This window comes from Nevskia sp., from assembly GCF_051860985.1.
Classification (GTDB): Bacteria; Pseudomonadota; Gammaproteobacteria; order Nevskiales; family Nevskiaceae; genus Nevskia.
On record NZ_JBIMKV010000006.1, the window covers coordinates 110,679 to 136,143 of the forward strand.

24 protein-coding genes are annotated in these 25,465 nt (G+C 70.1%); 9 read left to right on the plus strand and 15 right to left on the minus strand.

Going from position 1 to position 25,465, the window contains the following annotated elements:
• Positions 1–43: 43 nt before the first annotated feature.
• Complete coding sequence (locus ACTIGJ_RS08060) at positions 44–427, plus strand: phosphopantetheine adenylyltransferase (protein WP_439639782.1); 384 nt, start codon at positions 44–46, stop codon at positions 425–427.
• 120 nt (positions 428–547) lie between these two features.
• Here ACTIGJ_RS08060 and ACTIGJ_RS08065 read toward each other — a convergent pair whose 3' ends face one another.
• Positions 548–1,048, minus strand: coding sequence for a nuclear transport factor 2 family protein (locus ACTIGJ_RS08065; protein WP_439639783.1), 501 nt, complete (start codon positions 1,046–1,048; stop codon positions 548–550).
• Positions 1,049–1,322: 274 nt separating this feature from the next.
• On the opposite strand from ACTIGJ_RS08065, the gene ACTIGJ_RS08070 reads away from it, so the two are divergent.
• The 3 genes from ACTIGJ_RS08070 (at position 1,323) to ACTIGJ_RS08080 (ending at position 2,469) form a co-directional block, all read left to right on the plus strand.
• A complete protein-coding gene (locus tag ACTIGJ_RS08070; protein WP_439639872.1) occupies positions 1,323–1,577 on the plus strand; it encodes an antitoxin in 255 nt (84 codons plus the stop codon).
• A complete protein-coding gene (locus tag ACTIGJ_RS08075; protein WP_439639784.1) occupies positions 1,574–1,993 on the plus strand; it encodes a type II toxin-antitoxin system VapC family toxin in 420 nt (139 codons plus the stop codon). The genes ACTIGJ_RS08070 and ACTIGJ_RS08075 overlap by 4 nt, the downstream gene beginning before the upstream one ends.
• Before the next feature lie 92 nt (positions 1,994–2,085).
• On the plus strand, positions 2,086–2,469 hold the full coding sequence (locus ACTIGJ_RS08080) for a phosphopantetheine adenylyltransferase (protein ID WP_439639785.1): 384 nt from the start codon (positions 2,086–2,088) through the stop codon (positions 2,467–2,469).
• Between the two features lie 126 nt (positions 2,470–2,595).
• Here ACTIGJ_RS08080 and ACTIGJ_RS08085 read toward each other — a convergent pair whose 3' ends face one another.
• From ACTIGJ_RS08085 to ACTIGJ_RS08100, 4 genes are all read right to left on the minus strand, one after another.
• Positions 2,596–2,880: a hypothetical protein gene (locus tag ACTIGJ_RS08085; RefSeq protein WP_439639786.1), complete on the minus strand. Its 285-nt coding sequence runs from the start codon at positions 2,878–2,880 to the stop codon at positions 2,596–2,598.
• Positions 2,877–3,293, minus strand: coding sequence for a hypothetical protein (locus ACTIGJ_RS08090; RefSeq protein WP_439639787.1), 417 nt, complete (start codon positions 3,291–3,293; stop codon positions 2,877–2,879). The genes ACTIGJ_RS08085 and ACTIGJ_RS08090 overlap by 4 nt, the downstream gene beginning before the upstream one ends.
• A 153-nt stretch (positions 3,294–3,446) precedes the next feature.
• Positions 3,447–4,658 carry a hydroxymethylglutaryl-CoA reductase gene (locus ACTIGJ_RS08095; protein ID WP_439639788.1) on the minus strand — a complete coding sequence of 404 codons (1,212 nt, stop codon included), beginning with the start codon at positions 4,656–4,658 and terminating at the stop codon, positions 3,447–3,449.
• Positions 4,659–4,783: 125 nt separating this feature from the next.
• Positions 4,784–6,445 carry a S8 family serine peptidase gene (locus tag ACTIGJ_RS08100; protein WP_439639789.1) on the minus strand — a complete coding sequence of 554 codons (1,662 nt, stop codon included), beginning with the start codon at positions 6,443–6,445 and terminating at the stop codon, positions 4,784–4,786.
• Between the two features lie 87 nt (positions 6,446–6,532).
• Here ACTIGJ_RS08100 and ACTIGJ_RS08105 point away from each other — a divergent pair, with 87 nt between their 5' ends.
• Together ACTIGJ_RS08105 and ACTIGJ_RS08110 are read left to right on the plus strand one after the other, a co-directional pair.
• Positions 6,533–7,036, plus strand: coding sequence for an RNA polymerase sigma factor (locus tag ACTIGJ_RS08105; protein WP_439639790.1), 504 nt, complete (start codon positions 6,533–6,535; stop codon positions 7,034–7,036).
• A gap of 23 nt (positions 7,037–7,059) precedes the next feature.
• Positions 7,060–7,818: an anti-sigma factor family protein gene (locus ACTIGJ_RS08110; protein ID WP_439639791.1), complete on the plus strand. Its 759-nt coding sequence runs from the start codon at positions 7,060–7,062 to the stop codon at positions 7,816–7,818.
• A 410-nt stretch (positions 7,819–8,228) separates the two neighbouring features.
• Here ACTIGJ_RS08110 and ACTIGJ_RS08115 read toward each other — a convergent pair whose 3' ends face one another.
• Positions 8,229–9,170, minus strand: coding sequence for a hypothetical protein (locus ACTIGJ_RS08115; protein ID WP_439639792.1), 942 nt, complete (start codon positions 9,168–9,170; stop codon positions 8,229–8,231).
• Positions 9,171–9,492: 322 nt separating this feature from the next.
• Between ACTIGJ_RS08115 and ACTIGJ_RS08120 the strand changes: the two genes are divergently transcribed.
• Positions 9,493–9,780, plus strand: a complete 288-nt coding sequence (locus ACTIGJ_RS08120) for a hypothetical protein (RefSeq protein WP_439639793.1) — start codon at positions 9,493–9,495, stop codon at positions 9,778–9,780.
• 88 nt (positions 9,781–9,868) lie between these two features.
• Here ACTIGJ_RS08120 and ACTIGJ_RS08125 read toward each other — a convergent pair whose 3' ends face one another.
• The gene (locus tag ACTIGJ_RS08125) at positions 9,869–12,289 is read right to left on the minus strand and encodes a ligase-associated DNA damage response DEXH box helicase (protein ID WP_439639794.1); all 2,421 of its coding nucleotides are present in this window, start codon (positions 12,287–12,289) and stop codon (positions 9,869–9,871) included.
• Positions 12,290–12,393: 104 nt separating this feature from the next.
• Between ACTIGJ_RS08125 and rarD the strand changes: the two genes are divergently transcribed.
• Positions 12,394–13,341: an EamA family transporter RarD gene (rarD, locus tag ACTIGJ_RS08130; protein ID WP_439639795.1), complete on the plus strand. Its 948-nt coding sequence runs from the start codon at positions 12,394–12,396 to the stop codon at positions 13,339–13,341.
• Between the two features lie 47 nt (positions 13,342–13,388).
• Positions 13,389–14,486 carry a serine hydrolase domain-containing protein gene (locus ACTIGJ_RS08135; RefSeq protein WP_439639796.1) on the plus strand — a complete coding sequence of 366 codons (1,098 nt, stop codon included), beginning with the start codon at positions 13,389–13,391 and terminating at the stop codon, positions 14,484–14,486.
• 17 nt (positions 14,487–14,503) lie between these two features.
• On the opposite strand, the gene ACTIGJ_RS08140 is transcribed toward ACTIGJ_RS08135, so the two are convergent.
• The 8 genes from ACTIGJ_RS08140 to ACTIGJ_RS08175 form a co-directional block, all read right to left on the minus strand.
• Positions 14,504–15,736 carry an MFS transporter gene (locus tag ACTIGJ_RS08140; RefSeq protein ID WP_439639797.1) on the minus strand — a complete coding sequence of 411 codons (1,233 nt, stop codon included), beginning with the start codon at positions 15,734–15,736 and terminating at the stop codon, positions 14,504–14,506.
• Between the two features lie 62 nt (positions 15,737–15,798).
• Positions 15,799–17,520 carry an alkyl sulfatase dimerization domain-containing protein gene (locus ACTIGJ_RS08145; protein WP_439639798.1) on the minus strand — a complete coding sequence of 574 codons (1,722 nt, stop codon included), beginning with the start codon at positions 17,518–17,520 and terminating at the stop codon, positions 15,799–15,801.
• Positions 17,517–18,686 carry a glutathione S-transferase family protein gene (locus ACTIGJ_RS08150; protein ID WP_439639799.1) on the minus strand — a complete coding sequence of 390 codons (1,170 nt, stop codon included), beginning with the start codon at positions 18,684–18,686 and terminating at the stop codon, positions 17,517–17,519. Before ACTIGJ_RS08150 ends, ACTIGJ_RS08145 begins: the two co-directional genes overlap by 4 nt.
• Positions 18,683–19,804 carry a glutathione S-transferase family protein gene (locus tag ACTIGJ_RS08155; RefSeq protein WP_439639800.1) on the minus strand — a complete coding sequence of 374 codons (1,122 nt, stop codon included), beginning with the start codon at positions 19,802–19,804 and terminating at the stop codon, positions 18,683–18,685. The genes ACTIGJ_RS08150 and ACTIGJ_RS08155 overlap by 4 nt, the downstream gene beginning before the upstream one ends.
• The gene (locus tag ACTIGJ_RS08160) at positions 19,804–20,625 is read right to left on the minus strand and encodes an SDR family NAD(P)-dependent oxidoreductase (protein ID WP_439639801.1); all 822 of its coding nucleotides are present in this window, start codon (positions 20,623–20,625) and stop codon (positions 19,804–19,806) included. Before ACTIGJ_RS08160 ends, ACTIGJ_RS08155 begins: the two co-directional genes overlap by 1 nt.
• Positions 20,622–22,859, minus strand: a complete 2,238-nt coding sequence (locus tag ACTIGJ_RS08165) for a DUF3604 domain-containing protein (RefSeq protein WP_439639802.1) — start codon at positions 22,857–22,859, stop codon at positions 20,622–20,624. Before ACTIGJ_RS08165 ends, ACTIGJ_RS08160 begins: the two co-directional genes overlap by 4 nt.
• On the minus strand, positions 22,856–23,686 hold the full coding sequence (locus ACTIGJ_RS08170; protein ID WP_439639803.1) for a peptidyl-prolyl cis-trans isomerase: 831 nt from the start codon (positions 23,684–23,686) through the stop codon (positions 22,856–22,858). Before ACTIGJ_RS08170 ends, ACTIGJ_RS08165 begins: the two co-directional genes overlap by 4 nt.
• Positions 23,683–25,449 (minus strand): sulfatase-like hydrolase/transferase, encoded by a 1,767-nt coding sequence (locus ACTIGJ_RS08175; protein ID WP_439639804.1) that lies wholly within the window; start codon positions 25,447–25,449, stop codon positions 23,683–23,685. The genes ACTIGJ_RS08170 and ACTIGJ_RS08175 overlap by 4 nt, the downstream gene beginning before the upstream one ends.
• Positions 25,450–25,465: the final 16 nt, after the last annotated feature.

Below are 25,465 nucleotides of genomic sequence, written 5' to 3' on the forward strand. Positions count from 1 at the left end.
GCAGTGCGCTACAAGCACGTGATGCCCGATGGAGGTAAGCCCGATGCGCCATCTGATTCCCGCCGGCCTGCTGATCGCCGCGATCATTCATCTGCTGCCGCTGGCCGGAGTACTCGGTGGCGCGCGGCTGGAGCGGCTTTACGGGATTCCCGTCGACGAGCCCAACATCGACATCCTGCTGCGCCACCGAGCAGTGCTATTCGGTCTGCTGGGCCTGCTGCTACTGATGGCGGCGTTCTTGCCGACGCTGCGTACGCCGGCCTTGATCGCTGGCATCGTCAGCGCAGCGTCATTCCTCGTCATCGTCGCCCGCGCTGGACCGCACAATGCCGCGATCGCCCGCGTCGTCACCGCCGACTGGGTCGCGCTCTGCGCGCTGCTGATGGCGGCCGCCGTGCATGCGCTGCATCGGCCGGCGGCCGGCTGAGCTGGCAGCTCGTCAGCCGAAGCAGGGGGCAAAACTTGAGCTTGGCCCCTTGAATCCGCAGGTTGCCTCGCGACCTGAACGACCCACGGAACCACCGAACTGCCCACACAAGAACGGGCATCACTCCACGGTGGCCGTGGCCGCGTGGGCAGCGCGATGGCCATAGCTCAGCACCCTCGTGATTCGCCATTGGCCGGAATCCGACTGCCAGACCATCGTGAAATCCGCGAGGCCATCGCACGGCCCATCCGGAATGCCGCAGAAGCGATGCGTGCCCTGCTCGATCGCACCGAAGTCCTTGATCGGGTAAACCCGGAGGCTGCCAGCGACCAATTCGCGCCGGTACTTGCCGCAGGCGTACTGGCGGGTGTTGGCCAGCATGGCGTCGCGGGACCACGTGACGCCCCCGGTGTCGTGATAGAACTCGACCGACGCGGAAAAGAAGGCTTCGTGTGCCTTCAACTGCTCCGGGTCCGCGCATCGGTTGAAGGCATCGAACACCGCGCGGTCCTGCTGCTCGATGACGGCAACCAGCGACTCGGCAGGGCCGGCCGCGTGGCCCAGCGCGTGAATCGCCACGCCTGCCATGAAGCCAATGATGGATACGCGGATGTTGTTCATCTGTGGAACCCGGCAATCGGCGTGCACCGTGACGCCACACGTTCGAGCGAAGCTGCTCGTCAAGACGAACAGCGTCGGCCCGGCAGATAAGCCTAGCCCGGATACAGCGCAGCGAAATCCGGGAGACCCGATCTGCGGCGTGAACGCTGCTGCGGGTTTCGCGTTGCTCGACCCGGGCGACCTCGCTGCTCCCGAGCCGGGCGCTCAGCCATTGCCTTGCATCATGCAGCCCGATCGGCATAGGCTTGACATATGCCAACTGCAGGAGATGCTGGTGGAACCGGAAAGAATTGTTCGCCTGTTCCGCAACGGACGGAATCAGGCGCTGCGTATCCCGCGCGAATTCGAGCTGCCGGGCAATGAAGCGGTGATGCGCAAGGAAGGCCACCGGCTGATCCTGGAACCCGCTCAGCAACCGCTCGGTCTGCTGGCAGTACTGGCAACGCTCCAACCGCTGACAGACTCCGATCGCGACAATTTCCCTGACATCGATGCCGGCTTGCCGCCGGTGGATGACGTTCGGCTGTGAGCGACGCGCTTCGCTACCTGCTTGATACCAACATCATTTCGAGCCTCGCGAAACTGCCCCAGGGCCCGGTGCTGAAGCACTTGAAGCGGGCCGGGGAAGGCAGCGTGTGCACCAGCATCGTCGTGGCCTGCGAGTTGCGCTTCGGCCTCGCCAAGAGCGGCTCGTCGAAGCTGGCGACACAGGTCGAGGCCATCCTCGCACCGCTGCCGATCCTGCCGCTGGAAGCACCGGTCGATGAGCATTACGCGGATATCCGTGCCTCGCTGGAACGGGAGGGCACGCCGATTGTCCCGAACGACCTGCTGATCGCAGCACACGCCCGCGCACTGGGTCTGACCTTGGTGACCGATAACGTTCGCGAGTTCGGGCGGGTGGCAGGGCTGGCGGTGGAGAACTGGCTGGTGGCCAACGGTTGACCGCGCGGTTGGGCTTCCGTTTGGAAATGACCGGATCAAGCGTCGCCCGAATACAGCGCAGCGAAATCCAGACGGCTTGAGCTTCGGGGTGAATGCTGCCCCGGATTTCGCGTTGCTCTATCCGGGCTACCTCGCTGCTGCCGCTGGCCGGAGTGCTCGGTGGCGCGCGGCTGGAGCGGCTCTACGGGATTCCCGTCGACGAGCCCAACATCGACATCCTGCTGCGCCACCGGGCAGTGCTATTCGGTCTGCTGGGCCTGCTGCTACTGATGGCGGCGTTCTTGCCGACGCTGCGTACGCCGGCCTTGATCGCTGGCATCGTCAGCGCAGCGTCATTCCTCGTCATCGTCGCCCGCGCCGGGCCGCACAACGCCGCGATCGCCCGCGTCGTCACCGCCGACTGGGTCGCGCTCTCCGCGCTGCTGATGGCGGCCGCCATGCAGGTACTGCATCAGCAGGCGGCGTGCAGCGCATAAGCCGAAGCAAGGAGAAGAACTTGAGCCTGGCCCCTTAAATCCAGGGGTTTTTCTACAGCCTCAACGCCTCAGCTCGGCGGCAGACCCGCCGAAGGCGGGGCTGTCCGCTGGAGCGCCTTGTTGGATTCATGCATTTTTCTTAAACCACTCCCAAGCGTCCTTTGGCAACATTCCCTGCCGCCGCTTTAGGTCGACTTTTAGGACCAAATGTGTCGCCCTCATATTTAGGCTTTTGGCCGTGTTGACAAAGTGTTCTGAAACCTCCGCTTCACTAAGCTCGGTACCAATCAGGTAGCTGCTCTGAATGTAGTGCCACCAACGGCGAAAGTTCACGTGCTTTGTAAATGCTTCGTGAAATGGCTTGTAGGAAACACCTACTTGGCGGTCAAAGGTGACGATATAGAAGTTCATGCACCACCCTCAGCGCTTGAACTATCACCCAAGGCGCTGGGCTCTCTTATGGATGCCGCGATGGCTTTCTGCTCTATGATCTCTCCATCAATCTGAAAAGACTCGGTGCCCATTGCTTCTAGCTCAATCTTTTTTAACCGCTGAACGTGGGTTTCCGATCTGCAAAAGTCCGGATCCGCATGGGACTTCCAGCCGTAAAGTGGGATAAAGGACAAAGCAGGGATTGCGATGAGGACTAGACCAAGCGCCTCAACCATAGGGCGCTCCCCGGCAATGCTCAAGAGCACGATGCCCGCACCGAAGCAGAGAAGCAGGTAGATAAGAAATGGTCTGAATCCGCTAGACCGTTCGGTTTTTGCAAACCAGTCTTGCGCGGTTTTCAGCCAGTCTAGGGGGTTGAACGGATTTGGCAAAAGTTAACCTCTTGAGTGAATCCAACTAAAAGTTAGGCTGCAAAAATGCACGATAAACTGCCGCTGCAAGATTATCGTGCGAAAACGCTGGATAACACCGATCCGTACTCAGCGAGCCTTGGTCAGGATACGGGGGCTGGCGGTACGACGCGATCACGGCCGGTTCCGCCCCAGCTGGTCATGCGACGACACCCAATCCCCGGCGAGGATCGCGGAGCTGAGTGAAGTCTCCCCGGCCAGCACCACGCCGGCGCAGATCTCGGCGAACTTCAGTGCGCCGCCCTTGCCGTAGCAGCCGAGCATTTCCAGGCATTCGCGTTGCGTGGCCAGCCCGGTGCCGCCGCCATAGGTGGCGCAGATCAGGCTGGTCAGCGTGATGGACCAGTAGTAGTCGCCGTTGTCGAGCAGCTGGCAGTAGGTGGTGGCGGCATGGGATTCGGCGACGTTGGCGACGTCCTGCCCGCAGGCGATGAACAGCGCGGTGATGCCGTTGGCGGCGTGCGCGGCGTTGTTGGCGCTGCCGGCGATGAAGGCACCGGCCTGGCTGATCTGGCGGGCGTGGAACAGCTGCTTGCCGGTGACGCCCATCAGCGGTTTCAGAATGGAGTCCTTCAGCGTGATTTCGGCAATTACCCGCTTGCCGCGCGTGTTCAGCGTGTTGATCTGCGAGTGCTTCTTGTCGGTGTCGATGTTGCCGGACAGCATGAAATTCGGGTGCAGCGGATGGTTTGCCTGGATCCACTGGCAGGCGGCGAGCGTGGCCTTGCCGACCATGTTCTGGCCGGCCGCATCGCCGGTGGCGTAGTTGAAGCGCAGGTAGCGCAGGTTGCCGACCGCGTACTGGCCGATGCGCTTCAGCTTGCCGATGCGGGTGGTGGCTTCGGCGGCGGCGGCGATGTCGGCGTGGTGGGCAGTGATCCACTCGCCGAAGCCGCGCGCGGCCAGCGCGTCGTCGAACATGAACACCGGTGAGCGCTGCATGTGGTCGTCGACCACGGTGCACTTCACGCCGCCGTGCTCGGTCAGCAGCCGCATGCCGCGGTTGTAGCTGGCCACCAGCGTGCCTTCGGTGGTGGCCATCGGGATGTAGAAATCGCCTTGGGCGTGTTCGCCGTTGATGCGCAGCGGCCCGGCGAGGCCGATTGGCACCTGCGCCACGCCGATGAAGTTCTCGATGTTGCCGGGCAGCACGTCGGGGCTGAACGAGTAGTGGCCGACATGCTCCAGCCGGGTGCCGGTCTGCGCGGCCACGAAGTCGCGGCGGGTGGCGGCGATCTCGCGGGTGTAGTCGTCCTGCTTGTCGCGCGGCACCTTGGCGGCGGCGGGTGCAGCAGGGGAAGCGGACTTCGGGGTTTCGGCGGTCATCGGCGGATCTCGGGTTCGTCGGCAGGCCGGCTAGGGCCGCTGATCGTAGCGGTTGCGGCCGCTATGACCACGCCCTTCGATAACCGCCGGTGGCGGCCGCGAAACCCGCCGCCCCGCGAGCCGCCTCAGCGCGGCGGTGGCACTACCGGCGCAACCGCTGCGCTGCCAACACCCACCGCGCCCCAGCCGTAGACCGGGTCGTAGCCGGCGGCGCCCAGGTCGCGGGCGGCAGCGCGCAGCCGGGCCAGCACGGCATCGGCGGCGCTTGATGCATCGCCGCGCAGGTCGCGGGCGATGGTCGCCGCCACCGCCGGCGCCGCGAACGAGGTGCCGGACACCGGCTGGCCACCGAAACTGCCGGCGCTGCTGACGACGTTCACGCCCGGCGCTGCGAAGCTGATGTACGGGCCCCGGTTGGCACGCCGGTAGACCTGGTCGCGGCCGTCGATCGCGGTGACCGCGACCACACCCGGATAGGCGGCCGGGTAGACCGGCGGCGCCGCCGGGCCACCGTTGCCGGCCGCTGCGACGACGACGATGCCGGCCGCCAGCGCCCGCCGCACCATCAGGCCCATCACCGGGTTGTCCGGACCTTCGATGGAAATGTTGATCACCCCGGCGCGTTCGTCGATCAGCCAGGCGATCGCGGCGGCAATGGCATCGGCCGGCGCCACTAGGCGCTGGTCGGCGTCGGCGCCGAAGACATCGGCCAGCGCCAGCCGGGCACCGCCGGCAGCGGCGATTTCGGCCACCAGGGTGCCGTGGCCGCGCGGCAGGTAATCGCTGCCGACGAAGCTGCGGCTGCGGCTGACGGCGGCGGCGATCGGCGCGGCGGCCAGATCGGCGCCGGTGTCGATGATGCCGACGCTGAACGGCCGGCCGTTGCCCGCTGCCGGGACGGACGCAGCGGACGCCGGCAGCTTCACCGCCGGCGCTACCAGCCGCGCGGCGTCCCGGCCGGGATCGACCTGCGACGGCCGGAACACATGGTTCGGCGCGAACAGACCCTGCGGCGCGATGCCTTGCAGCTGGCGCAGCGCCTGCTCCACCGTTTGCCCGGCGCGCAGCTGCACGCGGGCGATGGTTTCGTCGCGGCCCGGCACCGGCCGCTCCGAACGCAGGCGGTAGCCGGCTGCCTGCACGCGGGCCACGGCGGCGCTGCGGTCGATCATCAGCACCTCGCCGGCAATCCGCTCGCGACCGTCCAGGCCGTGCTCCACCGCCAGCGGCTCGCCGCTGCGCAGGCGGTCGTCGGCCACCAGGTCGATGCGATCGTCGCCGTGCTCGGCGTCCTTGGCCTCGTCCTCGGCGGCATCGGCCGCATCCTTGGCAGCGTCCTCGGCTTCCTTGGCCGCTTCCTTGGCAGCGTCGGCCGCCTGCTTGTCTGCCTCCTCGGTGCGCTTTGCCTGGGCCTTGTCGGCGTCCGCCTTGGCCTTGGCGGCATCAGTCTCGCCACCGCCGCTGCTGCGGGCCGATCCGGACGCGGCTGGTGCCGCGCCGCCGCCGTCACTGCCGCCACCACCACCGCCGCTGCGGTCGCCGCCGCCGCTGTCCTTGCCGCTGCTGCGGGCGGCGTCGCGCGCTTCACGGTCGGCTTCGCGGCTGCGCTCGCGATCGGCCTGGTCGCGGGCCTCGCGGGCGTCGCGCTGGGCACGCGATTCGCGCACTTCGCGGACTTCGCCGCCGTCGCGCGCGCGCGCCGACGGGCAGGCCAGCAGCGGACACAGCGCGATGGCCAGCAGCAGGCCGGCGCGGCGACCAGGGAAACGGGGTGCGGGATGGGTCATGGCGCAGCACTCCTGCTGCCGGGATCGGGCATCCCGGGAATAATCGCCGCCGACGATCGTTGTCGGGGACAGGAACAGGTGAGGCGGATGCCGGATTTCAGGCACGAACTGGTGGCACGGTTACCGCGCATGCGCCGCTTCGCGCTGACCTTGTGCCATGCGCCGCACGATGCCGAGGATCTCGTGCAGATGGCAGTCGAGCGGGCGCTGCGCCACGAGGCATCGTGGGAACCGGGCACCTCGCTGGACAGCTGGCTGTACCGGATCTTGCAGAACCTGTGGCGCGACGAACTGCGCGCCCACCGGCGCAAGGCGGAACCGCTCGACGAGGTCACCGAAGTGATGGGCGAGGATGGACGCGACGTGACGCTGAACGCGCTGCAATGGGCCGAAGCCCGCGCCGCGCTGCAGACGCTGCCGGAGGAGCAGCGCGCGGTGCTGACCCTGGTGGTGCTCGACGGCCTGTCGTACCAGGACGCCGCCACCGCGCTGGACGTGCCGATCGGCACGGTAATGAGCCGGCTGTCGCGGGCCCGCGCCCGCATGGCCTCGCTGCTCGGCGCCGAGCCGTCGCTGCGCAAGGCGACCTGACGATCACGAGGAACAACGAGGCCATGGAACTGAACGACGAACTGCTGTGCGCCTATCTCGACGGCGAGCTGGCCGAGGCCGAGCGCGCCGCATTCGAAACCGCGCTGGCCGCCGATCCCGGCGCCCGCCTGCGGCTGGAACGGCTGCGCGCAGCCGATCAGCAGCTGAAGGCGGCCTACCCGCTGACGCCGACTGCCGACAACGATCCGCTGGCGGCGGCGATCCTGGCCCACCGGCCGGGCGAGCCGTTCCGGCTGCCGCCGCGCGCCGCCAGCGACACCACCACCAGCGCTCAGCCGCAGTTGCCGCAACGGCGCCTGGTGCGCCGCTTCCGGCAGCCGGTCTGGCGCGGCGCGCTGGCGGCCTCGCTGGCGGCGGCGATCGTCGGCCTGGTGGTCGTCAATCGCGGCGGCAACCCGCAGCCGGCCGCGACCGCCGCGCTGCAGCTGGCGCTGGACGGCACGCCCAGCGGCAGCGAAGCCCGCGACGGCGGCTCCGTGATCCGCCCGGTGCTGAGCTTCCGCGCCGATGACGGTCGCTGGTGCCGCGTGTTCGAACAGGACAACGGCGTCCGCGAAGGCCTGGCCTGCCGCGATGACAGCGGCTGGCAGCTGCTGGCACTGGAAGCCGGCGACGGCGCCGCCCCCGGCGAACTGCGACCGGCCGGCAGCAATGCGGCGATCGACCAGCTGATGAACCGCCTCGGCGGCAGCGACGCCGTCGATGCCGAGCAGGAACGCGCCCTGATCGCCGGCCGCTGGGCCGGACCGCCGCCGCGCTGAAACCGCGCGCCGCCGGGGCCGTCGCCGCCCCGGCTCGCGCGCCGTCTGCCACGCCAGCCCCAGATCCGGCCCGAGAGCCGGCCCGCCTGCGCGCGGCCCGGCCACAGATGCCGGCCGGAAAGCGCCGGTCGGGCCGATCAGCCCCGGCGTCATCGCCGCCGCTGAAACCCCCGCTGCCATCTGCGCCGAAGCCGGCGTGCCGGCCGGCGGCATCGGTGTCACCTGTTCCTGTCGTGGCATCGGGCCGCCCAATGACGCGCGCCCGGCACCGCTGCCGACGGGCGACCCGGCTGCCCCGCAGGCGGGCGCGGCGATGGCTGACGCCCTGCGCGCGAAACGCAGAAAGCCGCCGCTGCACCGCCCGGCGGGCGGTGCAGTGGCGGCCGGCGATGGCGGCGTGGGCGGGCCGGTCAGAGCGGCAACTGCCATGACAGGCTGACGCCGCCGCTGTAGTCCGGGCTGCCGTCGGACAGGCCGGCGCCGGCGAACAGGCCGGCCTGCCAGCCGCCGCCCAGCAGCACGCCGAGGCTGGCCTCGACATTGCGCGCGTCGACGCCGGCCACGACGGCCGTCTCGCGCCAGCTGTAGAGCAGCCCGGCTTCGACCGATTCGCCAAGGTTGACCCAGCCGCCGGCGCTCCACTGCCAGCCGTCCTTGCGCTGCAGGGTGGCGGTGCTGCCGAGGAAGCGGCGGCCGGCGGTGACATAGACGCCGCCGCCCTTGCCCGCGTAGCCGACCTCGCTGCCGGCCGTGTAGTCGGTGGCGCCGACGCCGAGGCCCTTGCTCTCGCTGCCGCTGGCGAACTTCACGCGGCCGCTGACATCGACATAGATCGGCGTATCGGCGATCGCATTGAACGAGCGGGTCACCGCCAGCGTGGCATCGCCGATGCCCGACACGCTGCGGTTGTCGCTGAACGAGTCGTTGCCGCCCCGGCCACGGCCCTGGCCGCTGCCACTGCCGCCGCCGCCGCCGCCGCCGTTGTCATCGCTGCCGCCACCACCACTGCTGCCGCCGCTGTCGTCGCTGCCACGCCCGGAGCCGCTGCTGGAACTGCCGCCGGAGCTGCCGCTGGAACCGCCGTTGTCGTCGGCGATGACGATGACATCGGCCGGGCCGCGCACGGTGATGTACGGCACCGTCAGCCGCACCGACCAGTCCTGCCAGCGCAGGCGCGCGGAGATCGGCACCACCAGCACCTCGGTGCGCGTGGTACCGCCGTACTTGCCGCTGGCGTAATCGGCGCCGGTGCCGAACGACAGGCTGTCGGCGGCCAGCGCGGGGCCGCCGGCCGCCGCGATCAGGGTGGCGAGCGTGGCGGCAAACGCCGTACGGCAAGGGGAAAACGACATCGGGCAGTCTCCGGGGACGGTCGTGAAGCGTCCGCAGTCAACGCGCGGCGCTTGGAAAATGAAAGTTAAAACTTGGTCAGGTCCGCGCCGTGCGCAGCGCGCCACAGCAGCGGACGCGCAGCCGCAAGGGCTCGGCAGGACAACGGCCGGCGCGGCGATTTATTCCGCCGCCGATGCGAAAAAAATCCGCCGCTGATCGGCGGAATAAGCGGCCGCCTGGTGCGTTGTCAGGGGGCAGGGTGTGCGGCGCTCGGGCTTCGATCCACGGCACGGCGCTTCATCCCTGCACATCCCTACTGTCGAACCACCAGGAACCCGCACCATGAACAAGCTTTCCCTGATCGCCGCCAGCTGCCTCGCCGCCGCCGGCCTGCTGGCCTCCCAGACCGCCGCTGCCCGCGAGGCCGGCGAACACCCGCGTCACGAAGATCGCCGCGCCGACCGCCAGGCCGACCGGCAGAACGATCGCCAGGCCGATCGCAGCGCCAGCCGCCGCGAAGCCGGCGACGATCGCGGCCGGGGCCGTGGCACCGAGGCGGGCGATGACCGCGGTCGCGGCCGTGGCCGCAGCGGCGAGCGCGAACCGGGCGACGACCGCGGCGGTCGCTGAAGCCCCAAGGTTTGCCGCTGCAGCGGCATGAAGCCCCGGCCTGCGCCCCCCGGCAGGCCGGGGCTTCCCTGTTTCGGGCCGCCGCGCCTCAGGCCTTGGCGGCCGCCTTTTCCAGGGTCGCGGCCATCTTCAGCACCCGGTCCTTCCAGTCTTCGGTGCTGAGCCGCGAGCCGATCCGCTCGGCCCACAGCGGAAACGCCAGCGGCGTGAAGCGTGGCGTATCGACGATCACCACGTCCTGCCCGGCGATGCGCTCGGCCGCCTGCCGCAGCCGCCGGTAGTCGAGCTGCTGTTCCAGCACCTCGGCCAGCGCCTGGCGGGTCAGCAGGTTGTCGCGGTCGTACTTCACCAGCACGTCGAACAGCAGGCCGGACGACACCTGCACCTGCCTGACCGTCTTGCCGGCGCCCGGATAGCCCTCGAACACGAGGCCGGCGACACGGGCGATCTCCCGGAACCGGCGCTTGGCCATCTCGGCCGCGTTCAGGCTGGCCGGCAGGTCGAGATCGAGATCGGCGGGCGCCAGCAGCGCCTTCAGCGCTTCGCCATCGAGCGGCGGCAGGGATTCCGCCAGCAGCTCGAAGCCGTAGTCGTTCGGCGTCAAGGTGGCGGTGATCTTCGCCCGCTTCGACAGCCGCCAGGCCAGCAGCGCCGCCAGCCCTTCGTGCACATGGCGGCCGGCGAACGGATAGACGAACAGGTGCTCGCCTTCGCGCGAGGTGGCGCGCTCGGCCAGCAGCACGCCGGGCTGCGGCAGCCGCGACCATTGGCGCTGGATTGCCAGCAGCGGCGCCAGCGCCTGCACTTCCGGCGCGGGGCTCGCTTCCGGCGCGGCCAGCAGTTCGACCAGGCTGTCGGCCAAGGTCGAGGACAGCGGCATCTTGCCGCCGTTCCAGCGCGGGATCGTCTGGCTCTTGCCGCCCGGCTTCACGTAGGCGGCCATGTCCTTGACCCGGACCAGGGTCAGCTTGCGACCGGCGAACAGAAAGCTTTCGCCGGGCTTGAGCCGCGCAATGAAGCTTTCCTCGACCGAGCCGACGCCGGCGCCGCTCAGGTACTGGACCCGCATCATCGAGTCCGAGGTGATGGTGCCGACGCTCATCCGGTGCCGGCGGGCGACGGTCGCGTCATCGACGATCAGGGTGCCGTCGTCGCGCACCACCACCTTGCGGAACTGCGGATAGGCGTGCAGCGCGCCGCCGCGCATCACGAAGTCGAGCACCCATTGCCATTCGGCATCCGGCAGTGCGGCGTAGGCATGGCTGCCGGCGATCTCGGCGCGGATCGCGTCCGCCGTCATCGTGCCGGTCAGCGCCAGGGTCACGACATGCTGGGCCAGCACATCGAGACAGTGGACCAGCGGCCGGCGCGCCTCGATGCGGCGCTGCTCGATGGCCGTCCGGGCGGCCGCGAATTCCGCCAGCTCCAGCGCATGGGTCGGCACGCAGACGATACGGCTGGCGAGCCCCGGCTGGTGGCCGGAGCGGCCGGCCCGCTGCAGCAGCCGCGCCACGCCCTTCGGCCCGCCGATCTGCACGACCTGTTCGACCGGCGAGAAGTCGACGCCCAGATCGAGCGAGCTGGTGGCGACGACGACGCGCAGCGAGCCGTCCTTCAGACCGTGCTCGACCGCCGTGCGCGCTTCAGCATCGATCGAGCCGTGATGCAGCGCGCTGGGCAGTTCCGGGCGGATCATCTGGATCGCCTCGAACCAGCGCTCGGCCTGCGCGCGGGTGTTGGTGAACACCAGGGTCGAGCGGGCGCGGTCGAGCACCTCGGCAACCTTCGGCAGCAGCGGCAGGCCCATGTGGCCGCCCCAGGGAAAGCGGTCGACCGCGTCCGGGACCAGCGTGTCGAGGCGCAGGGTCTTCGGCAGGTCGGCGCCGTAGGTGCGGCTGCGCGCCGGATCGCGGCCCGGCCCGAGCAGCACGGCCTGCGCCTCGTCGAGATTGCCCAGGGTCGCCGACAGGCCCCAGACCCGCAGCCCTGTTGCAAGCGCGCGCAGCCGCGCGATCACCAGCTCGGTCTGCACGCCGCGCTTGGTGGCCAGCAGCTCGTGCCATTCGTCGACGATCACCGCGCGCAGCCCGCGCCACTGCGGAATCAGGTCGGCATAGCTGAGCAGCAGCGAGGCCGATTCCGGCGTCGTCACCAGACACTGCGGCAGCCGCTTGCGCTGCTTCGCGCGGGCGTTGGCACTGGTGTCGCCGGTGCGGCATTCGACCTTCCACGGCACGCCGAGCGCCTCGCAGGCGGCCTGCAGGCTGCCTGTGGTGTCGGCCGCAAGTGCGCGCATCGGCGTGATCCACAGCACCCGGATCGGCTCGTCCGCATCTTCGGCTTCGAGCAGCGGCCCGAGCCAGGCGGCCAGCGTCTTGCCGCAGCCGGTCGGCGCGTGGATCAGCCCGGATTCGCCGCGCAGGTAGGCCCGCCAGCAGGCGCGCTGGAAGTCGAACACCGTCCAGTGGCGGCGGGCGTACCAGTCGTCGATGTCGCGGAGCGTCGGCATGGCGGAGCGGATGAATGGCGGCGGCCGTCATCGAAGCCCGGGACGGCAGGCGTATCATCGCGCGCCTCCAAGCTTGCGGTGGCCGACCCGCCACCGAGGACACCATGTCGACTCCCGCCGCCGCGCCTGCGGCCGCTGCTTCCTCCTCGTCGTTCAACCGCGGCCACGCGGCCGCGATCGGCGCCTTCCTGGTCTGGGGCCTGCTGCCGCTGTACCTGAAGCCGATGAGCAGCGTGCCGACCCTGCAGATCATGTCGCACCGGCTGCTGTGGTGCTGCCTGTTCGTGATGGCCTGGCTCGGCTATCGCGGCCAGCTGGCGCAGGTGCGCACGGCGCTGGCCGATGGCCCGACCCGGCTGCGGCTGTTCGTCACCGCGCTGCTGATCTCCTGCAACTGGATCATCTACGTCTGGAGCGTCAACTCCGGCCATGTGCTGGAAACCAGCCTCGGCTACTTCATCAATCCGCTGGTCAACGTGCTGCTGGGCGTGCTGATCCTGAAGGAGCAGCTGAACCGCCCGCAGTGGCTGGCGGTGGCGTTCGCGTTCGCCGGCGTGTCGTGGCTGACGATCCAGACCGGCAGCCTGCCGTGGACCTCGTTGGCGCTGGCGCTCTCGTTCGGGCTGTACGGGCTGATCCGCAAGACCGTGAAGGTCGACGCGATTGCCGGTCTGGGCGCCGAGACGCTGCTGATCGCGCCGTTCGCGGCCGTCTACCTGCTGTGGCTGCAGCTGCACGGCGACGGCGCTTTCGGCCACACCACGCTGCTGATCGACGTGATGCTGTTCGCCGGCGGCCTGGTGACGGCAGTGCCGCTGGCGCTGTTCGCCTTCGGCGCGCGGCTGATCCCGTATTCGACGATCGGCCTGATCCAGTACATCGGCCCGACCCTGCAGCTGCTGCTCGGCGTGTTCCTGTACCACGAGCCGTTCACGCAGGCGCGGGCGATCGGCTTCGCGCTGATCTGGATGGCGCTGGTGATCTACGCCGGCGACGGCATCATCCGCGCGCGTCGGCGGCCGGCGCTGCTGATCGAGGCTGCGCCGAAATAGCCGCTCGGGCAGGATCGTCGGCAGCCATCACCTGCCCGATCCTGCCGATGACATCTCCGCCACTTCGCCGTGCCGCCGCTGCGGCGCTTCTGTCCGGCCTGCCGCTGCTGGCCACTGCCGCTGGTCCCGCTGGCGCCCCTGCGGCGGGACCGGCCGGCTTCGAGGCCGTGGTCCGCGACTTCGCCCGCAGCCAGCATTTCCGCGGCGTGGTGCTGGTGGCCGACCACGGCAAGCCGGTCTACCGGCGCGCCTTCGGTCTGGCCAGCGAGGAATGGCGGCAGCCGAACCGCGTCGACACCCGCTTCCGCATCGCTTCGCTGACCAAGACCTTCACGGCGGTGCTGGTGATGCAGGCGGTCGAAGCCGGGCGGCTGCAGCTCGACGCGCCGCTGGCCCGATGGCTGCCGGCCTATGCCGAGCGGCCGTTCGCCGCCGTCACCGTCGACGAGCTGCTGACCTATGCCTCCGGCCTGTCCGATCACGACCAGAATGACGGCATGCGGCCGTACCAGCAGCCGCTCGATGCCGCCGCGTTCGTCGAACGCGAAGCCGGCGGGCCGCTGCAGTCGCCGCCGGCCAGCCGCTTTGCCTACAAGAACGTCGACTACCGGCTGCTCGAACAGCTGCTCGAAGCGGTGGAGGGCAAGCCGTTCGCGACCTTGGTCGACGCGCGCATCGTCAAGCCGCTGGGCCTGCGCGACACCGCCATGCTGGCCAGCGGCGACTTGGTGCCGCGCCTCGCCTCGGCCTATGTCGTCGATGCCGACACCGCGCCCGGGGTGCTGCGCGCCGATCCGCCGTACTTCCCGGAAAGCTTCGGCGCGGCCGGCGCGATGCGCTCGACCGTCGACGACCTGCTGCGCTTCGACAGCGCGCTGCGCGAGCACCGCCTGCTGAACCGGCAGTCGACGGACACGATGCTGCGCGCCCACGAAGCACTGGGCTACGTCGCCTATGGCTTCTGGACCTATCCGTGCTCGGTGGCCGGCCGCGATACCCGCTGCGCCGAGCGACAGGGCGCGATCCAGGGCAGCAATGCGCTGTGGCTGCGCGATCTCGACCACGGCCGCAGCTTCATCGTGCTGTCGAACAGCAACGAAGCCGATCTGCAGAAGCTGAAAGCGCTGCTGACCGATGTGCCCTGAGCACATCCGGGCCGCGATCAGGCCGGCTGGGCAGCGGGCCTCGACGGCAGCCGCGCTTCCCGCACCGGCAGGCAGAACAGCGCGGCGAGCAGCGCCAGCGCCATGTCGGCGATCCACATCCAGCCGTAATCGCCGAAGCGGCTGATGGTGAGGCCGCCGAGCCAGGCGCCGAAGAAGCCGCCGATCTGGTGGCTGACCAGGGTCAGCCCGAACAGCGTGCCGAGATAACGGGTGCCGAACAGCTTGCCGACCAGCCCGGCCGTGGGCGGCACCGTGGCCAGGAAGGTGAAGCCGAGGCCGGCGGCCAGCAGGTAGACGCTCAGCGCATTGCGCGGCGAGGCCAGATACAGCGCGATCAGCAGCGCGCGGCTCAGGTACATCAGCCCAAGGATGTGCTTCAGCCGGTAGCGCTGGCCGAGCCAGCCGGCGGCCAGGCTGCCGGCGATGTTGAATGCGCCGACCAGCGCCAGCGCCCGGCCAGCCACCGTGCCCGGCAGCCCGCACAGCGCGACTTCGCCGGGCAGATGGGTGACCAGAAACGCGACATGCACGCCGCAGGTGAAGAAGCCCAGGTTGAGCAAGAGGTAGCTGCGGTCGCGCAGCGCCTGATTCAGCTGCGCGCGCAGGCCGCCATCGGCCGCAGCGGCAGCAGGCTGCGCCAGGGTGGCCGCCGTCTTCGGTGCGATCCGATGCGCCAGCGGCAGCGTGGTCAGCACCGAGGCGGCCACCGCCAGCATCGCCGTGACCCAGCCGAAGGCGGTGATCGCCGCCTGCACCAGCGGCGCGAACAGCAGCTGCCCGGCCGAGCCGCCGGCATTGATCAGGCCGGCGGCGAACGAGCGGCGCTCCGCCGGCAGCTGGCGCGCGGTGGCGCCGATCAGGATCGAGAACGCGCCGGCGCCGGCACCGGCCGAGGTCATCACGCCGAGGCAGACCACCAGGCCGAGGCCGCTGGTGAACACCGTCGCCAGCGCCAGCCCCGCCGCCATCAGCAGGCCGCCGAGCACCAGCACGCCGTGCGCGCCGCGCTGGTCGGCAATGGCACCAAACAGCGGCTGCACCAGCCCCCAGACCAGCTGGCCGACCGCCAGCGCGAAGCTGATCGCGACCAGGCTTTCGCCGGTGTCGGCGGCCAGCGGCTGCACGAACAGGCCCAGCGACATGCGCGCGCCCATGGTGATCGCCAACAGCGCGCCGGACGCGAACAGCAGCGCCCAGAGGGCGCGGGAGGAAGCGGCAGGCGAGGTCATGGGGGCGAGAGCGCGAATCGAACGGGGCGACAAGCCTAGCAAGCGGCCAGCCGAACGCCCTGTCAGCCCGGTGGCTGGAACAGCGCCATGAACTGCGCGAAGGCGAGCGTGCTGCCGGTCGTCACCTCGAAATCGCGGGCGATCGCCAGCGCCGGATTGCGCAGGCCGGCGAGCATTTCCTTGAATGCCTGATCGCCGACCCGGACCACCAGATCGGCGTCGGCGACCCGGCCAGCCACCACTTCGGAGGCGCCGCGACGCACGATGTAGCTGTGCTGCGCGCCGCTGTCGGTGAACTCGAAAACGACGCGGATTACCCGGTCCAGGCAGTCCTCGGCGTGCAGGTTCACGGCCATGCCGTCGAAGAACACCGACAGCGGCATCGCCGCCAGCATCGCCGGTGTCGGCGCCACCGCGCGGCTCGGAATCTTCAGGCTGCCTTCCAGCTCGCGGGCGGCGACGAAATACCAGTCGCGCGCCGGCGGATTGCTTTCGGCGGCACCCAGCGCCCGCAGGGCGGCGATCCGCGCCTGCTTCACGCGGGCCTCGTCCGGCATCAGCTGCAAGGCCGCGCTGCTCAGCTCCAGCACCCACGGCCAGTCCTGCTTCGCGGCCGCCGCCTCGATCTGCTCGACGAGCTTCGCCGTGCCGCCGGCCAGCGCGGCGAGCCGCTCGGCGCGGGCGCGCGGCGGCAGCGGCTGCAGGGTGGCCGGATCGCCGCCGTACCAGCCGAGTGCGCCGTTGAAGATCGCTTTCGCGCTCCACGCCGGCTTGCCATAGAACGGCTGCAGGTACGGCGACGCGGCGAGATGCGCCGGCAGCTGCTGCATGCGCTCGGCGATCGCCTCCGGTTCGAGCCCGGCGTTCATCAGCCGCAGCGTCTGGTCGTGCACGTAGCGGATCGCGTCGCGGTAGTCGGTCAGCGCGGCCTGGATCGCGTCATGGCCAACGACTGGCCGCGTGTGGCTTGGCACCAGCAGCTCGGCCGGCAGCGCGCGCATCGCATCCAGCGACGCTGCCCAGCGCTTCGGATCGCGATGCCGCGTGCCACGGATCGTGTAGAGGTTCGGGAACGCGCGGTAGAAATTGTCGCCGGGCAGCAGGAGCTTCTTCTCCGGCAGCCAGACGAACAGCTGATCCTCGGTTTCGCCGGGCGCGTGCACCAGCTGCACGGGCATCCCGGCCAGCGTGGTGTCGAGGCGCGTCTCGAAAGTCTGCGTCGGCCGCAGGGTCGACACCGTCGAGCCGGCGTCCAGCGCCAGCCGCGGGCCGATGCCGATGTTGATGCGCTCGTCGTCCGGCAGGCCGTGGCCGTACATGCGCAGCGAGCGGCGGGTGATCACCGGCTGCAGCTCGCTGGCGATCTCGTCCATCGCCCTTGCGACATCGGCGTGGGCAAGGATCGGCACCGGCGCACCGGCCCCTTCGGCCGCGAACACCGCCGCGCCGCCGACGTGATCCGGGTGCGAATGCGTGTAGATGATCGCCCGCACCGGCTTCCGGCTGTGCTCGCGGAACGCGGCCAGCACGGTGCGCGCGGCCTCCACCGATTCCATCGTGTCGATGACCAGCGCGCCGTCCGGGCCGTCGATCCAGATGCTGTTGGCGATGCCGTAGCCGATCGCGACGAACACGCCGGGCGCGGCCTCGACGACGCCGCGCCGGAACTCCTCGCTGTGCGCCGCCAGCGCGGCCGGGGTCGGCGTGGCCACGGTCGGCGCCGGTGGCTTCGTGCAGGCCGCAAGCAGGGCCAGCAGCAACGCCATGATCAGACGATGCGTCATCGCGGTGTCCTCGCTGCCAGCGTCGCCGGTTGCCAATGCGTGCCAGTGATCCAGCGGCGCAGCCGTTCGATCCGGCCGACCACGCGCGGCCGGCACAGCGGCGGGGTGGTGTCGGCGTACAGCTTCGACGCGATGACGCCATCAGCGAGCAGCGGCGCCAGCGCGCCGACATCGGCCAGCGTCGCGTCGACCACGGCCCGCGCGTCCGCCGGCAGCGCCGCGTGCGCGGCCTGCAGCTGCTCGCGGCACCAGACCCGGTACGGCACCACCGGCAGGCGCCGGTACTGCGCGCCCTGCACGGCGAATTCGAAGTGCCGGCGGCCGTCGCGGAAGGCCACGGCATTGGCGTGCAGATAGGGCAGATAGGCGGTGCCGACATCGCGCAGGATCGGCGTCCAGCCGTCCGGCAAGGTGCCCGGCACGCACCAGCCGCCGTGCGTCGTCGAGGCCTTCGCGTTCCACAGCCGCGCCACCCATTCGAACACCGCCGGCGCACGGCTCTGCATGATCAGGCTGGGCGTCGGGTCCAGGCTGAAGTGCCGGAACATCGACGCGAAGTAGCCGTAGTCAGCGAGACTCGGGCGGCCACCGAGCAGGAACGGCTGGCGTTCGAAGATCGCCTGCAGCCAGTCGAGATTGCGCAGGTAGACCGACTCGACATGCTCGCGGGTCGCAGCGGTGACGCCATCGCCGCGCACGTAGATGCGGCGCTGGCGGTCGCGGATCAGGGCGGCGGTCAGCCAGCGCGGCGTCGGCTGCTCCGACAGAAACGTTTCGGCGAAGCGCCGCGACAGCGCATGGGCATCGGCCGGATAGCTCCAGCGATAGTGCAGCGCCGGCCGCCACAGCCATTCGTCGGCGTAGTCCTCGACCAGCCGGCTGAAGAAGCCCTGCAGCGGATCGGCCGGAATCAGCTCGCTGCCGGGATGCGCGCGATCCAGCCAGTCGATGATCGGCGTCGAATCCGCCAGCCAGTCGCCGGCCGGCGTGCGCAACACCGGCACCTTCATCAGCCCGGTGTTGTCGAGCACCTCGTGCAGCAGCGCACCACCCCACTTCGGCTCGACGCAGCGATGCGGGATTTCCTTGTAACGCAGCGCCGCCTGCAGCTTGCCGCTGAAGTAGCTGATCCAGAACAGGTACAGCGTGTACGGCTCGCCGCTCACGGCGTCATGCCCTCCGGTACCAGGCGGTGGTGGGCGCGCGCGACGCGGCGCGGGATCTGCAACTGCATCGCCTCCAGCCCGCCGACCTTCGCCAGCAGCGCGTCGGCGGCGGCGCGCGCGTTCGCGGGCAAGGACGCGTAGTGATCCAGCACCCGCTGCAGCATCCACTGCGGATACGGGAACACCGAGCGCTCTTCCTCCACGCCGCCGAGCACGAAGCGATGCCGGCCGACGAAGCGCGGCAGCCGTCGCGCATCCGGATGCTCGTCCAGCCAGCGCGCAACCTGCGCCACGGTGTCGGCCAGCACCGGCCAGTGCTCGGCGAACATCCGCTGCAGCACCGGCAGCAGCGTGTCGGGAATCGCATCGTCCGGCAGCCAGTCGCCGATGGCCGGCTCGACCTCGTTCATCCGCTGCACCCACGCGTAGACCTTCGGCGCGCGGCGCTGCATCAGCGCCTTCGGATACGGGTCGCGGCCCAGATGCGCGTACAGCGGGCCCATCAGCCCGAAGTCGCCGACCGAGGCGCGGTCGCCCAGCAGGTAGCGGTGGGCGCTGAAGTGGGCATTCATGCGGTCGAGGAATTCCTCGTACCAGGCCTCCAGCGCCGGAATCGTGCGCGGCGTGACGCCCAGCACCGGCAGCGCACCGTGGAACGGCTTGCAGAACTGCGCGCCGGCCTTGCGGCGCAGCCAGCGCGGCGCCTTCGGCGACAGCAGCATGCCGAAGTGTTCGAGCACGTCGTCGATGTGCTTTTGCTCGTGCCAGAAGCTCCAGCGGTAGTGCATCGCCGGCAGCAGCAGCCATTCGTCGGCATACAGCTCGAACAGCAGCGCGACCAGCTTCTGCACCGGCGTCTCGGGCATCACCGCACGCGCCGGGTGGCGGGCATCGAGCAGGTCCATCGTTTCGGTGCTGTCCTGCACGACGACATCGTCCGGCGTCTGCACGACCGGAATGAACTTGATGCCGGTGCGCGGAATGATGAAGCGCTGGAATTCGCGCAAGGTCGCGACGCGCTCCTCGAAGGCGATGCCCTTGTAGCGCAGGTAGCTGCGCACCTTGCCGCTGTACAGCGAGTGCGGCAGTGCGTAAAGCGTATGTGGCGCGGCAGCCATCAGCGGCCCCGCAGCAGGCGTTCGAGCAGCGCCGGCGCGTAGCGCTGCAACAGCCGAGCGGCGGTGGCATCGCGGCCGACGGTGACCACCGCCTCGTTGCCGCGGATCGCCTTCAGCGTGCGGGCGGCGACGATTTCCGGCGTCAGGCTGGTCTTCGCGAAATCGCGGTCGATGCGGGCGCGGGCCTTGGGGCTGTCCAGGCTGCCGACCAGCTTCACCTTCTCCTGGATCGGCGTCTTCACGAACGCCGGGCAGATCAGGCTGACGCCGATGCCGTGACCGTGCAGTTCGCCGCGCAGCGATTCGGTGAGACCGGCCACCGCGAACTTGCTGGCGCTGTAGGTGGCCATGCCGCGCGCGCCGACGAAGCCCGACACCGAGGCCATGTTGACGATCGCCCCGCCGCGCCCGGCGGCGATCATCTGCGGCACGAAGGCGCGGATGCCGTGGACCACGCCCATCACGTTGATCTCGTGCAGGCGGCGCCAGTCGGCGGCGTCCACTTCCCAGCACAGGCCGCCCATGACCACGCCGGCGTTGTTGACCAGCACGTCGAGCGCACCGCCCTCGGCGTGCACCGCTGCGGCCAGCCGCTGCACGGCGGCTTCGTCGGTGAGATCGGCGCTGTGCACGGTGGCCTGCGCGCCGAGCGCGGCGCAGCGGGCGCGCACGGCCTCAAGCCGGGCGGCATCGCGGGCCACCAGCCACAGCCGCGCGCCCTCGGCCGCAAAGGCCAGCGCCAGCGCTTCGCCGATGCCGCTGCTGGCGCCGGTGACCAGCACGCGGCGGTTGCGGAAATTGCGGGGTGGCTGTGGCTTCAAGGCGTGGCTCCTGCGCCGGGTCGGTACCAGATCGGCGAGGCCCAGGCGCGCTCGGTGATCGTGTGGAAAGTGTTGCGGCCCCGGAAGTTGCCCGGCCCGCCGCTGATCGCGCAGCAGCCTTCATAGCCGGCCATCGGACTGCTGGCCGGGAACAGGCCGTTGCCGCGATCGAGCCGGGAGCAGTCGACGCCGGCAGCCACGCACTGCTGCGTGCTCCAGCGGCAGCTCGGCACTTCGAAGGCGCGTGCGTACCAGTAGGCGCGCTGCTTCGGCGCGAAGTCGCGGTCCTGCCAGACCGCGCAGAGCCGCTCCGGATGGCCGGCGGTGCGCGGTGCGCAGTCGGTGCGCGACGGCGGTTCGACTGCCGCCGACGAACGCGCCACGCGATCGAACACCTTGATGCGCGGCTGACCGCCGGCATCGGTCCAGCCCTTGACCAGATCCAGCGACTGCAGCGGCAGGCCGGGCTGCGTGCCGCCCGGGTCTTGCTGCGCCCAGACGACGATCCACGGCGTGGCGCTGCCGGCACGCGGCGGCAGATCGCCGCCCATCACCGCACCGGCCAGCTCGCCGCGATCGATCGGGTTGTCGCCGGCGTTCAGCCGCGCGCAGAGATCGGCCGGCGGCTTCTGCCAGAGTGCCAGGCTGCGGATGCGAATGCGCGGGCCGGAGGTGGCGAAGGTTTCGCCGCGCTGCATCGCGCCCCAGATCGCGTCGCGGGTGTTCTCCGGCGCCCAGACGCCGGCCAGCCCGCCGGGGTTGTAGCCGCGCGCACGGTCCTGGAACGAACGGCCGTTGCAGCGGGCGACATTGGCCGGGTCCTGGCGCAGCGGAATCTTGCCTTCGCAGCTCCAGTAGCCGAGCTGGGTGCGCGGCCCGGAATCGAGCACGCCGCCGTGGCCAGGGTAGTTGGCTTCGCCGACATTGCCGGGATCGCCGTTGTGGGTGTCCGAGGCGCCGATGAAGGCCATGCGCTGCGGATCGACGCCGAGCACCGCGTCGATGGCGAGACCATCGGCAAGGATGTTGCGCGCCATGTCCAGCGGCGCCACGCACTTGGCATCCGGCCCGGAACCGCCGTCGCGGCTCTGGTACTGGCAGACGCCGGTGGCGTAGATCGGTGCGGTCTGCAGGCGGCAGAAATCGGGATCGGCCTCCGGGTTGCCGGTGCAGATCGCCGCGCAGTCGGCCGGATCGCTGACCAGCCCCCGGCAGACGTTCTTGGCGGGCTCGAAGGCGCAGTTGCGGTCGAGCACGCCGGCCTCGTAAATCCCCAGGCCCACGCCGCACTCGCTGTTGCCTTTGTGCTGGTGGATCTCGATGACCCGGTCGTACTTCGCGCGCAGCTTCGCGTCGGCCAGGGTCAGCGGCTTGCCGGCACGCCCCGGCGGCAGGCCGGTGGCCGGATCGCGCGGCAGGTACATGCCGCCGGCGCTCTGGTTGGAATTGTGCGGGATGCTCATCGTCTGGCAGCCGGCCGATTCGTCGCAGTTCTTGGCCAGCCAGTCGTGCAGGCGCCAGTCGTCGTCGCGGTTGGTCGCGGTCTGCGCGGTGATGTCGCGCAGCTTGGCGACCTGCGGCACGTCCTTCGGCCGGTTGCGGCCGTTGAAGTAGGCGTTCCGGTGGATCATCTGGTCGTGGTACTGCGAGGTCCACTCGAAGCCGGGGAAGGTCGAGAACTGGCAGGGGCGGTTCTCGTCGTCGGCGATCGCCAGTTCGTCGGCCCACGGCAGGACGGTCAGCGGCGCCGGCGCCGACGCCGTGGTCAGCACGTAGAACAGCGGCGGCGCGCTGCCGTTGACGATCGAGGTGACGTTGTTGCGCAGGTAGCTGCCGACGATGTTGCAGACCGGATTGACGCCGATCGGCAGCAGGCCGTTGACCTGGCACAGCAGCCGCCAGTCGCCGAGGAAGTCCGAGTGATCGCTGACGCCGGCGAAGTCCAGCGGCCGGTCGAGCCGGATCTGGCGGCCGGCGGTGTAGGGATCGGTCTCGCCGGCCGGCAGCACGCCGGGCTCGCCGCGCGCGAAGCGGTAGGCCTCGCGCGGGCCGTTCAGGCCGTTGAAGAAATAGGCGTCGATCGAATACAGCGTATGCACGTGCAGATCGCCGAAGTACGGCTGCTTGCGCGCCGGATCGCTGCCCGCGCATTCGCCGGCGACCGCACTGCCGATGCCGAGCGCGCCGGCCAGCAGCAGCGCCGCCGCAGCGGCCCATCTCGTTCTTGTGGTCATGGTGTGTCCTCCCCGTGTTCGTGTTCCGCGGCCGCCGGCAGCGGCTGGATGCCGAGACCGGCCGGGTCATCGACCAGCCGCCAGCCGGCGCGCAGGCGATCCAGCCCGGCCCGCAGCGTCTGCTGCTGGCGTTCCTGTTCGAGATCGGCACGCAGATGGCTGCGCGCCTCGTCCAGCGTCAGCGTGCGGGCTGGCTCGGCGGCCAGCAGGCGCAGCCAGTGGGCGCCGAGCGACGTGATCACCGGGCCGCACCAGATGTTCGGCGTGCAGGCCGCCAGCCGCTGCAGCAGCGGGCCACCGAACGCGGCCTCGACCTGCGCGCTGCTGACCTGGGTGTAGCGCAGGCCCTGCGGAAACGGATCGCCGAGCGCGGCCGTGTCATCCGGGCGGGCGGCCAGCCTGACGCCGACCGCCGCAGCCGCCGCGTCCAGCGCCGTGCCGTGGGTCGCACGGCTCAGGTAGACCTGCTCGAAGCTCCAGCGCGGCTGCGCCTGATAGCGCTCGGCATGGGCCGCCAGCCAGCCGGCCAGCGCGGCATCGTCGACCGGCTCCGGTGGCGCGTCGGCGAGCAGCGCGCTGCGCATCCGCCGCTGCAGCTGGCGGCGGACGATCTGGTCGTCGAGCGCGTAGCCGCGCGCCAGCGCTTCGCGGACCAGCACTTCCTCGTCGAGCCAGCGGCTGGTCTCACCGGCGGCATCGAGCGCAGCGTGCAGCGCCGGCGTGATCGCGATGCGGCGGGCATCGGCCTCGGCGGCATGGCGCGTCCACGCGGCCATCGCCAGCGCACCGAGTGCGAACACGAGCAGCAGCGCGAGAACGCGGCTCACAGGTCGAACAGGAAGGTCGGGCCGATGTGCTCGCGGCCGTCGTCGAAGCCGATCTCGTGCTCGATCAGCGCATTGGTCTTGGCGTTGAGCGCCAGGATCGTGTCGCGATGCGCCTCGGGATTCGCGGCGAGATTGACCAGCTCGTCGGGATCGGCAGCGGTGTCGTACAGCTCCAGCTCGTTGTGGGCGAGCAGCGTCGCCCAGTCCTTCGGGATGTGGTGCTGGTCGGCGCGGAAATAGCGGGCGAACTTCCAGCGGCCGTCGTGCACGCCGCGGAACAGGCCGGGATGATCGAGCCGGGGGCCGAAGTGGCCGAGCGCCAGATTGGCCTTGAACAGCGGCCACCAGCCGGCGTCCTCGTGGCTGGCGATCACCCGCATCGCCGCCTCGGGGTCGATGTACAGCGTGGTGTTGTAGTCGTAGAGCACGCCGCGCGCGTCGCGCTCGGTGCGCGCCGTGGCATCGGCGACCGCCGGCATCAGGTTCACGCCCTTCAGGCTCGGATAGCGTTCGGCGCGCTGCGCGTCCGTGAGGCCGGCGACGCCGAGCAGGGTCGGCAGCACGTCGATCGGCCCGGCCAGCGCGGTCGTCGTGGCGCCGCTGCGATGGTCCGGATGGCAGACGATCAGCGGCACGCGGACGTTTTCCTTGTACATCGTCGGGCCTTTCTGGCGCAGGCCGTGGGCGCCGAGCATGTCGCCGTGATCGGAGGTGTAGACGATCACCGTGTTGTCATCGAGCCCGAGCCGCTGCAGGTGCTCGAGCACCGTCAGGGTGTGGGCATCCACATCGCGGATGCAGTTGTAGTAGTAGCTCTGGTAGCGCCGCCAGCGGCTTTCGTCCTTGGGATCGATGCGGCCGTAGAGGCCGGCGCAGAACTCCACGTATGAGCGCTGCGCCCAGGGCTTGGTCGACAGGTCGTCGGCCGCCCAGCTGTTCGGCAGCGGCAGGTCCCAGAACTTGCGGTACAGGTCCGAGGTCGGCGGCGGCGACAGCGGCGACAGGTAATCGCGATCGAGCCGGCTGCGGCTCTGGGCGCGGTCCTCGTCGTCGTAGAAGACGATGTCGTGCGGGTTGACGAAGTTGACCGCCAGCAGCCACGGCTGGTCGAGGCTGCGGCCGTGGTCGCTGAGCCACTGGCAGGCATTGGAGGCGACTTCGCCATCGAACTTGTAGCCGCTCCAGGTCGCGCCGTCGGCGATGCCGTTGTCGCTGTAGTCGGCGAAGCCGAACGGCTCCAGCGCCGCCCGCGCGCCATGGAACGGGCCATAGCGAACGTTGACGCCGGTCGGCACGTCGGACAGATGCCACTTGCCCTTGTAGGCCGTGTAGTAGCCCTGCTCGCGCAGCAGGTGGCCGAGCGTCGGCACCTTGCTGGCCAGGCTCGGGAACGGCGGCGCGCCGACGTTCGAGGTGATGCCGGTCAGCTGCGTGTGCAGGCCGGTGTAGAGGGTCGAGCGCGACGGCGAGCACGGCGTGGTGTGGACGTTGTAGTTGTCGAAACCGGTGCCGCGGCTGCGCAGCCATTCGTGCGCCGACAGGCCCAGCCCGGCCGGCAGATCCGGCCAGCCGCGTTCCTGATCACTGACGATCAGCAGGATGTTCGGCCGCCGGCGCTGGGCGATCGCCGGAGTCGGCGTCGGCGTCGAAGCCGGCGCCGGCTGGGCGCCGACGAAGCCGGCACCCGCGGCGAGTGCCGCACCGCCGAGCGCCAGTGCGCGGTTGAAGGCGCGGCGCGACAGTTTCGGATCGTGGTCGGTCATGGCGGGGCTCTCGAGG

Bases quoted from the DNA above. Each gene is read 5' to 3' on its own strand.
- ACTIGJ_RS08135 (WP_439639796.1), top strand. From the start codon at position 13,389: ATGACATCTCCGCCACTTCGCCGTGCCGCCGCTGCGGCGCTTCTGTCC.
- ACTIGJ_RS08165 (WP_439639802.1), bottom strand. From the start codon at position 22,859: ATGACCACAAGAACGAGATGGGCCGCTGCGGCGGCGCTGCTGCTGGCC.
- ACTIGJ_RS08115 (WP_439639792.1), bottom strand. From the start codon at position 9,170: ATGTCGTTTTCCCCTTGCCGTACGGCGTTTGCCGCCACGCTCGCCACC.
- ACTIGJ_RS08100 (WP_439639789.1), bottom strand. From the start codon at position 6,445: ATGACCCATCCCGCACCCCGTTTCCCTGGTCGCCGCGCCGGCCTGCTG.
- rarD (WP_439639795.1), top strand. From the start codon at position 12,394: ATGTCGACTCCCGCCGCCGCGCCTGCGGCCGCTGCTTCCTCCTCGTCG.
- ACTIGJ_RS08060 (WP_439639782.1), top strand. From the start codon at position 44: ATGCGCCATCTGATTCCCGCCGGCCTGCTGATCGCCGCGATCATTCAT.
- ACTIGJ_RS08145 (WP_439639798.1), bottom strand. From the start codon at position 17,520: ATGACGCATCGTCTGATCATGGCGTTGCTGCTGGCCCTGCTTGCGGCC.
- ACTIGJ_RS08105 (WP_439639790.1), top strand. From the start codon at position 6,533: ATGCCGGATTTCAGGCACGAACTGGTGGCACGGTTACCGCGCATGCGC.
- ACTIGJ_RS08085 (WP_439639786.1), bottom strand. From the start codon at position 2,880: ATGAACTTCTATATCGTCACCTTTGACCGCCAAGTAGGTGTTTCCTAC.
- ACTIGJ_RS08125 (WP_439639794.1), bottom strand. From the start codon at position 12,289: ATGCCGACGCTCCGCGACATCGACGACTGGTACGCCCGCCGCCACTGG.
- ACTIGJ_RS08155 (WP_439639800.1), bottom strand. From the start codon at position 19,804: ATGGCTGCCGCGCCACATACGCTTTACGCACTGCCGCACTCGCTGTAC.
- ACTIGJ_RS08080 (WP_439639785.1), top strand. From the start codon at position 2,086: ATGCTGCCCCGGATTTCGCGTTGCTCTATCCGGGCTACCTCGCTGCTG.
- ACTIGJ_RS08120 (WP_439639793.1), top strand. From the start codon at position 9,493: ATGAACAAGCTTTCCCTGATCGCCGCCAGCTGCCTCGCCGCCGCCGGC.
- ACTIGJ_RS08175 (WP_439639804.1), bottom strand. From the start codon at position 25,449: ATGACCGACCACGATCCGAAACTGTCGCGCCGCGCCTTCAACCGCGCA.
- ACTIGJ_RS08140 (WP_439639797.1), bottom strand. From the start codon at position 15,736: ATGACCTCGCCTGCCGCTTCCTCCCGCGCCCTCTGGGCGCTGCTGTTC.
- ACTIGJ_RS08095 (WP_439639788.1), bottom strand. From the start codon at position 4,658: ATGACCGCCGAAACCCCGAAGTCCGCTTCCCCTGCTGCACCCGCCGCC.
- ACTIGJ_RS08110 (WP_439639791.1), top strand. From the start codon at position 7,060: ATGGAACTGAACGACGAACTGCTGTGCGCCTATCTCGACGGCGAGCTG.
- ACTIGJ_RS08065 (WP_439639783.1), bottom strand. From the start codon at position 1,048: ATGAACAACATCCGCGTATCCATCATTGGCTTCATGGCAGGCGTGGCG.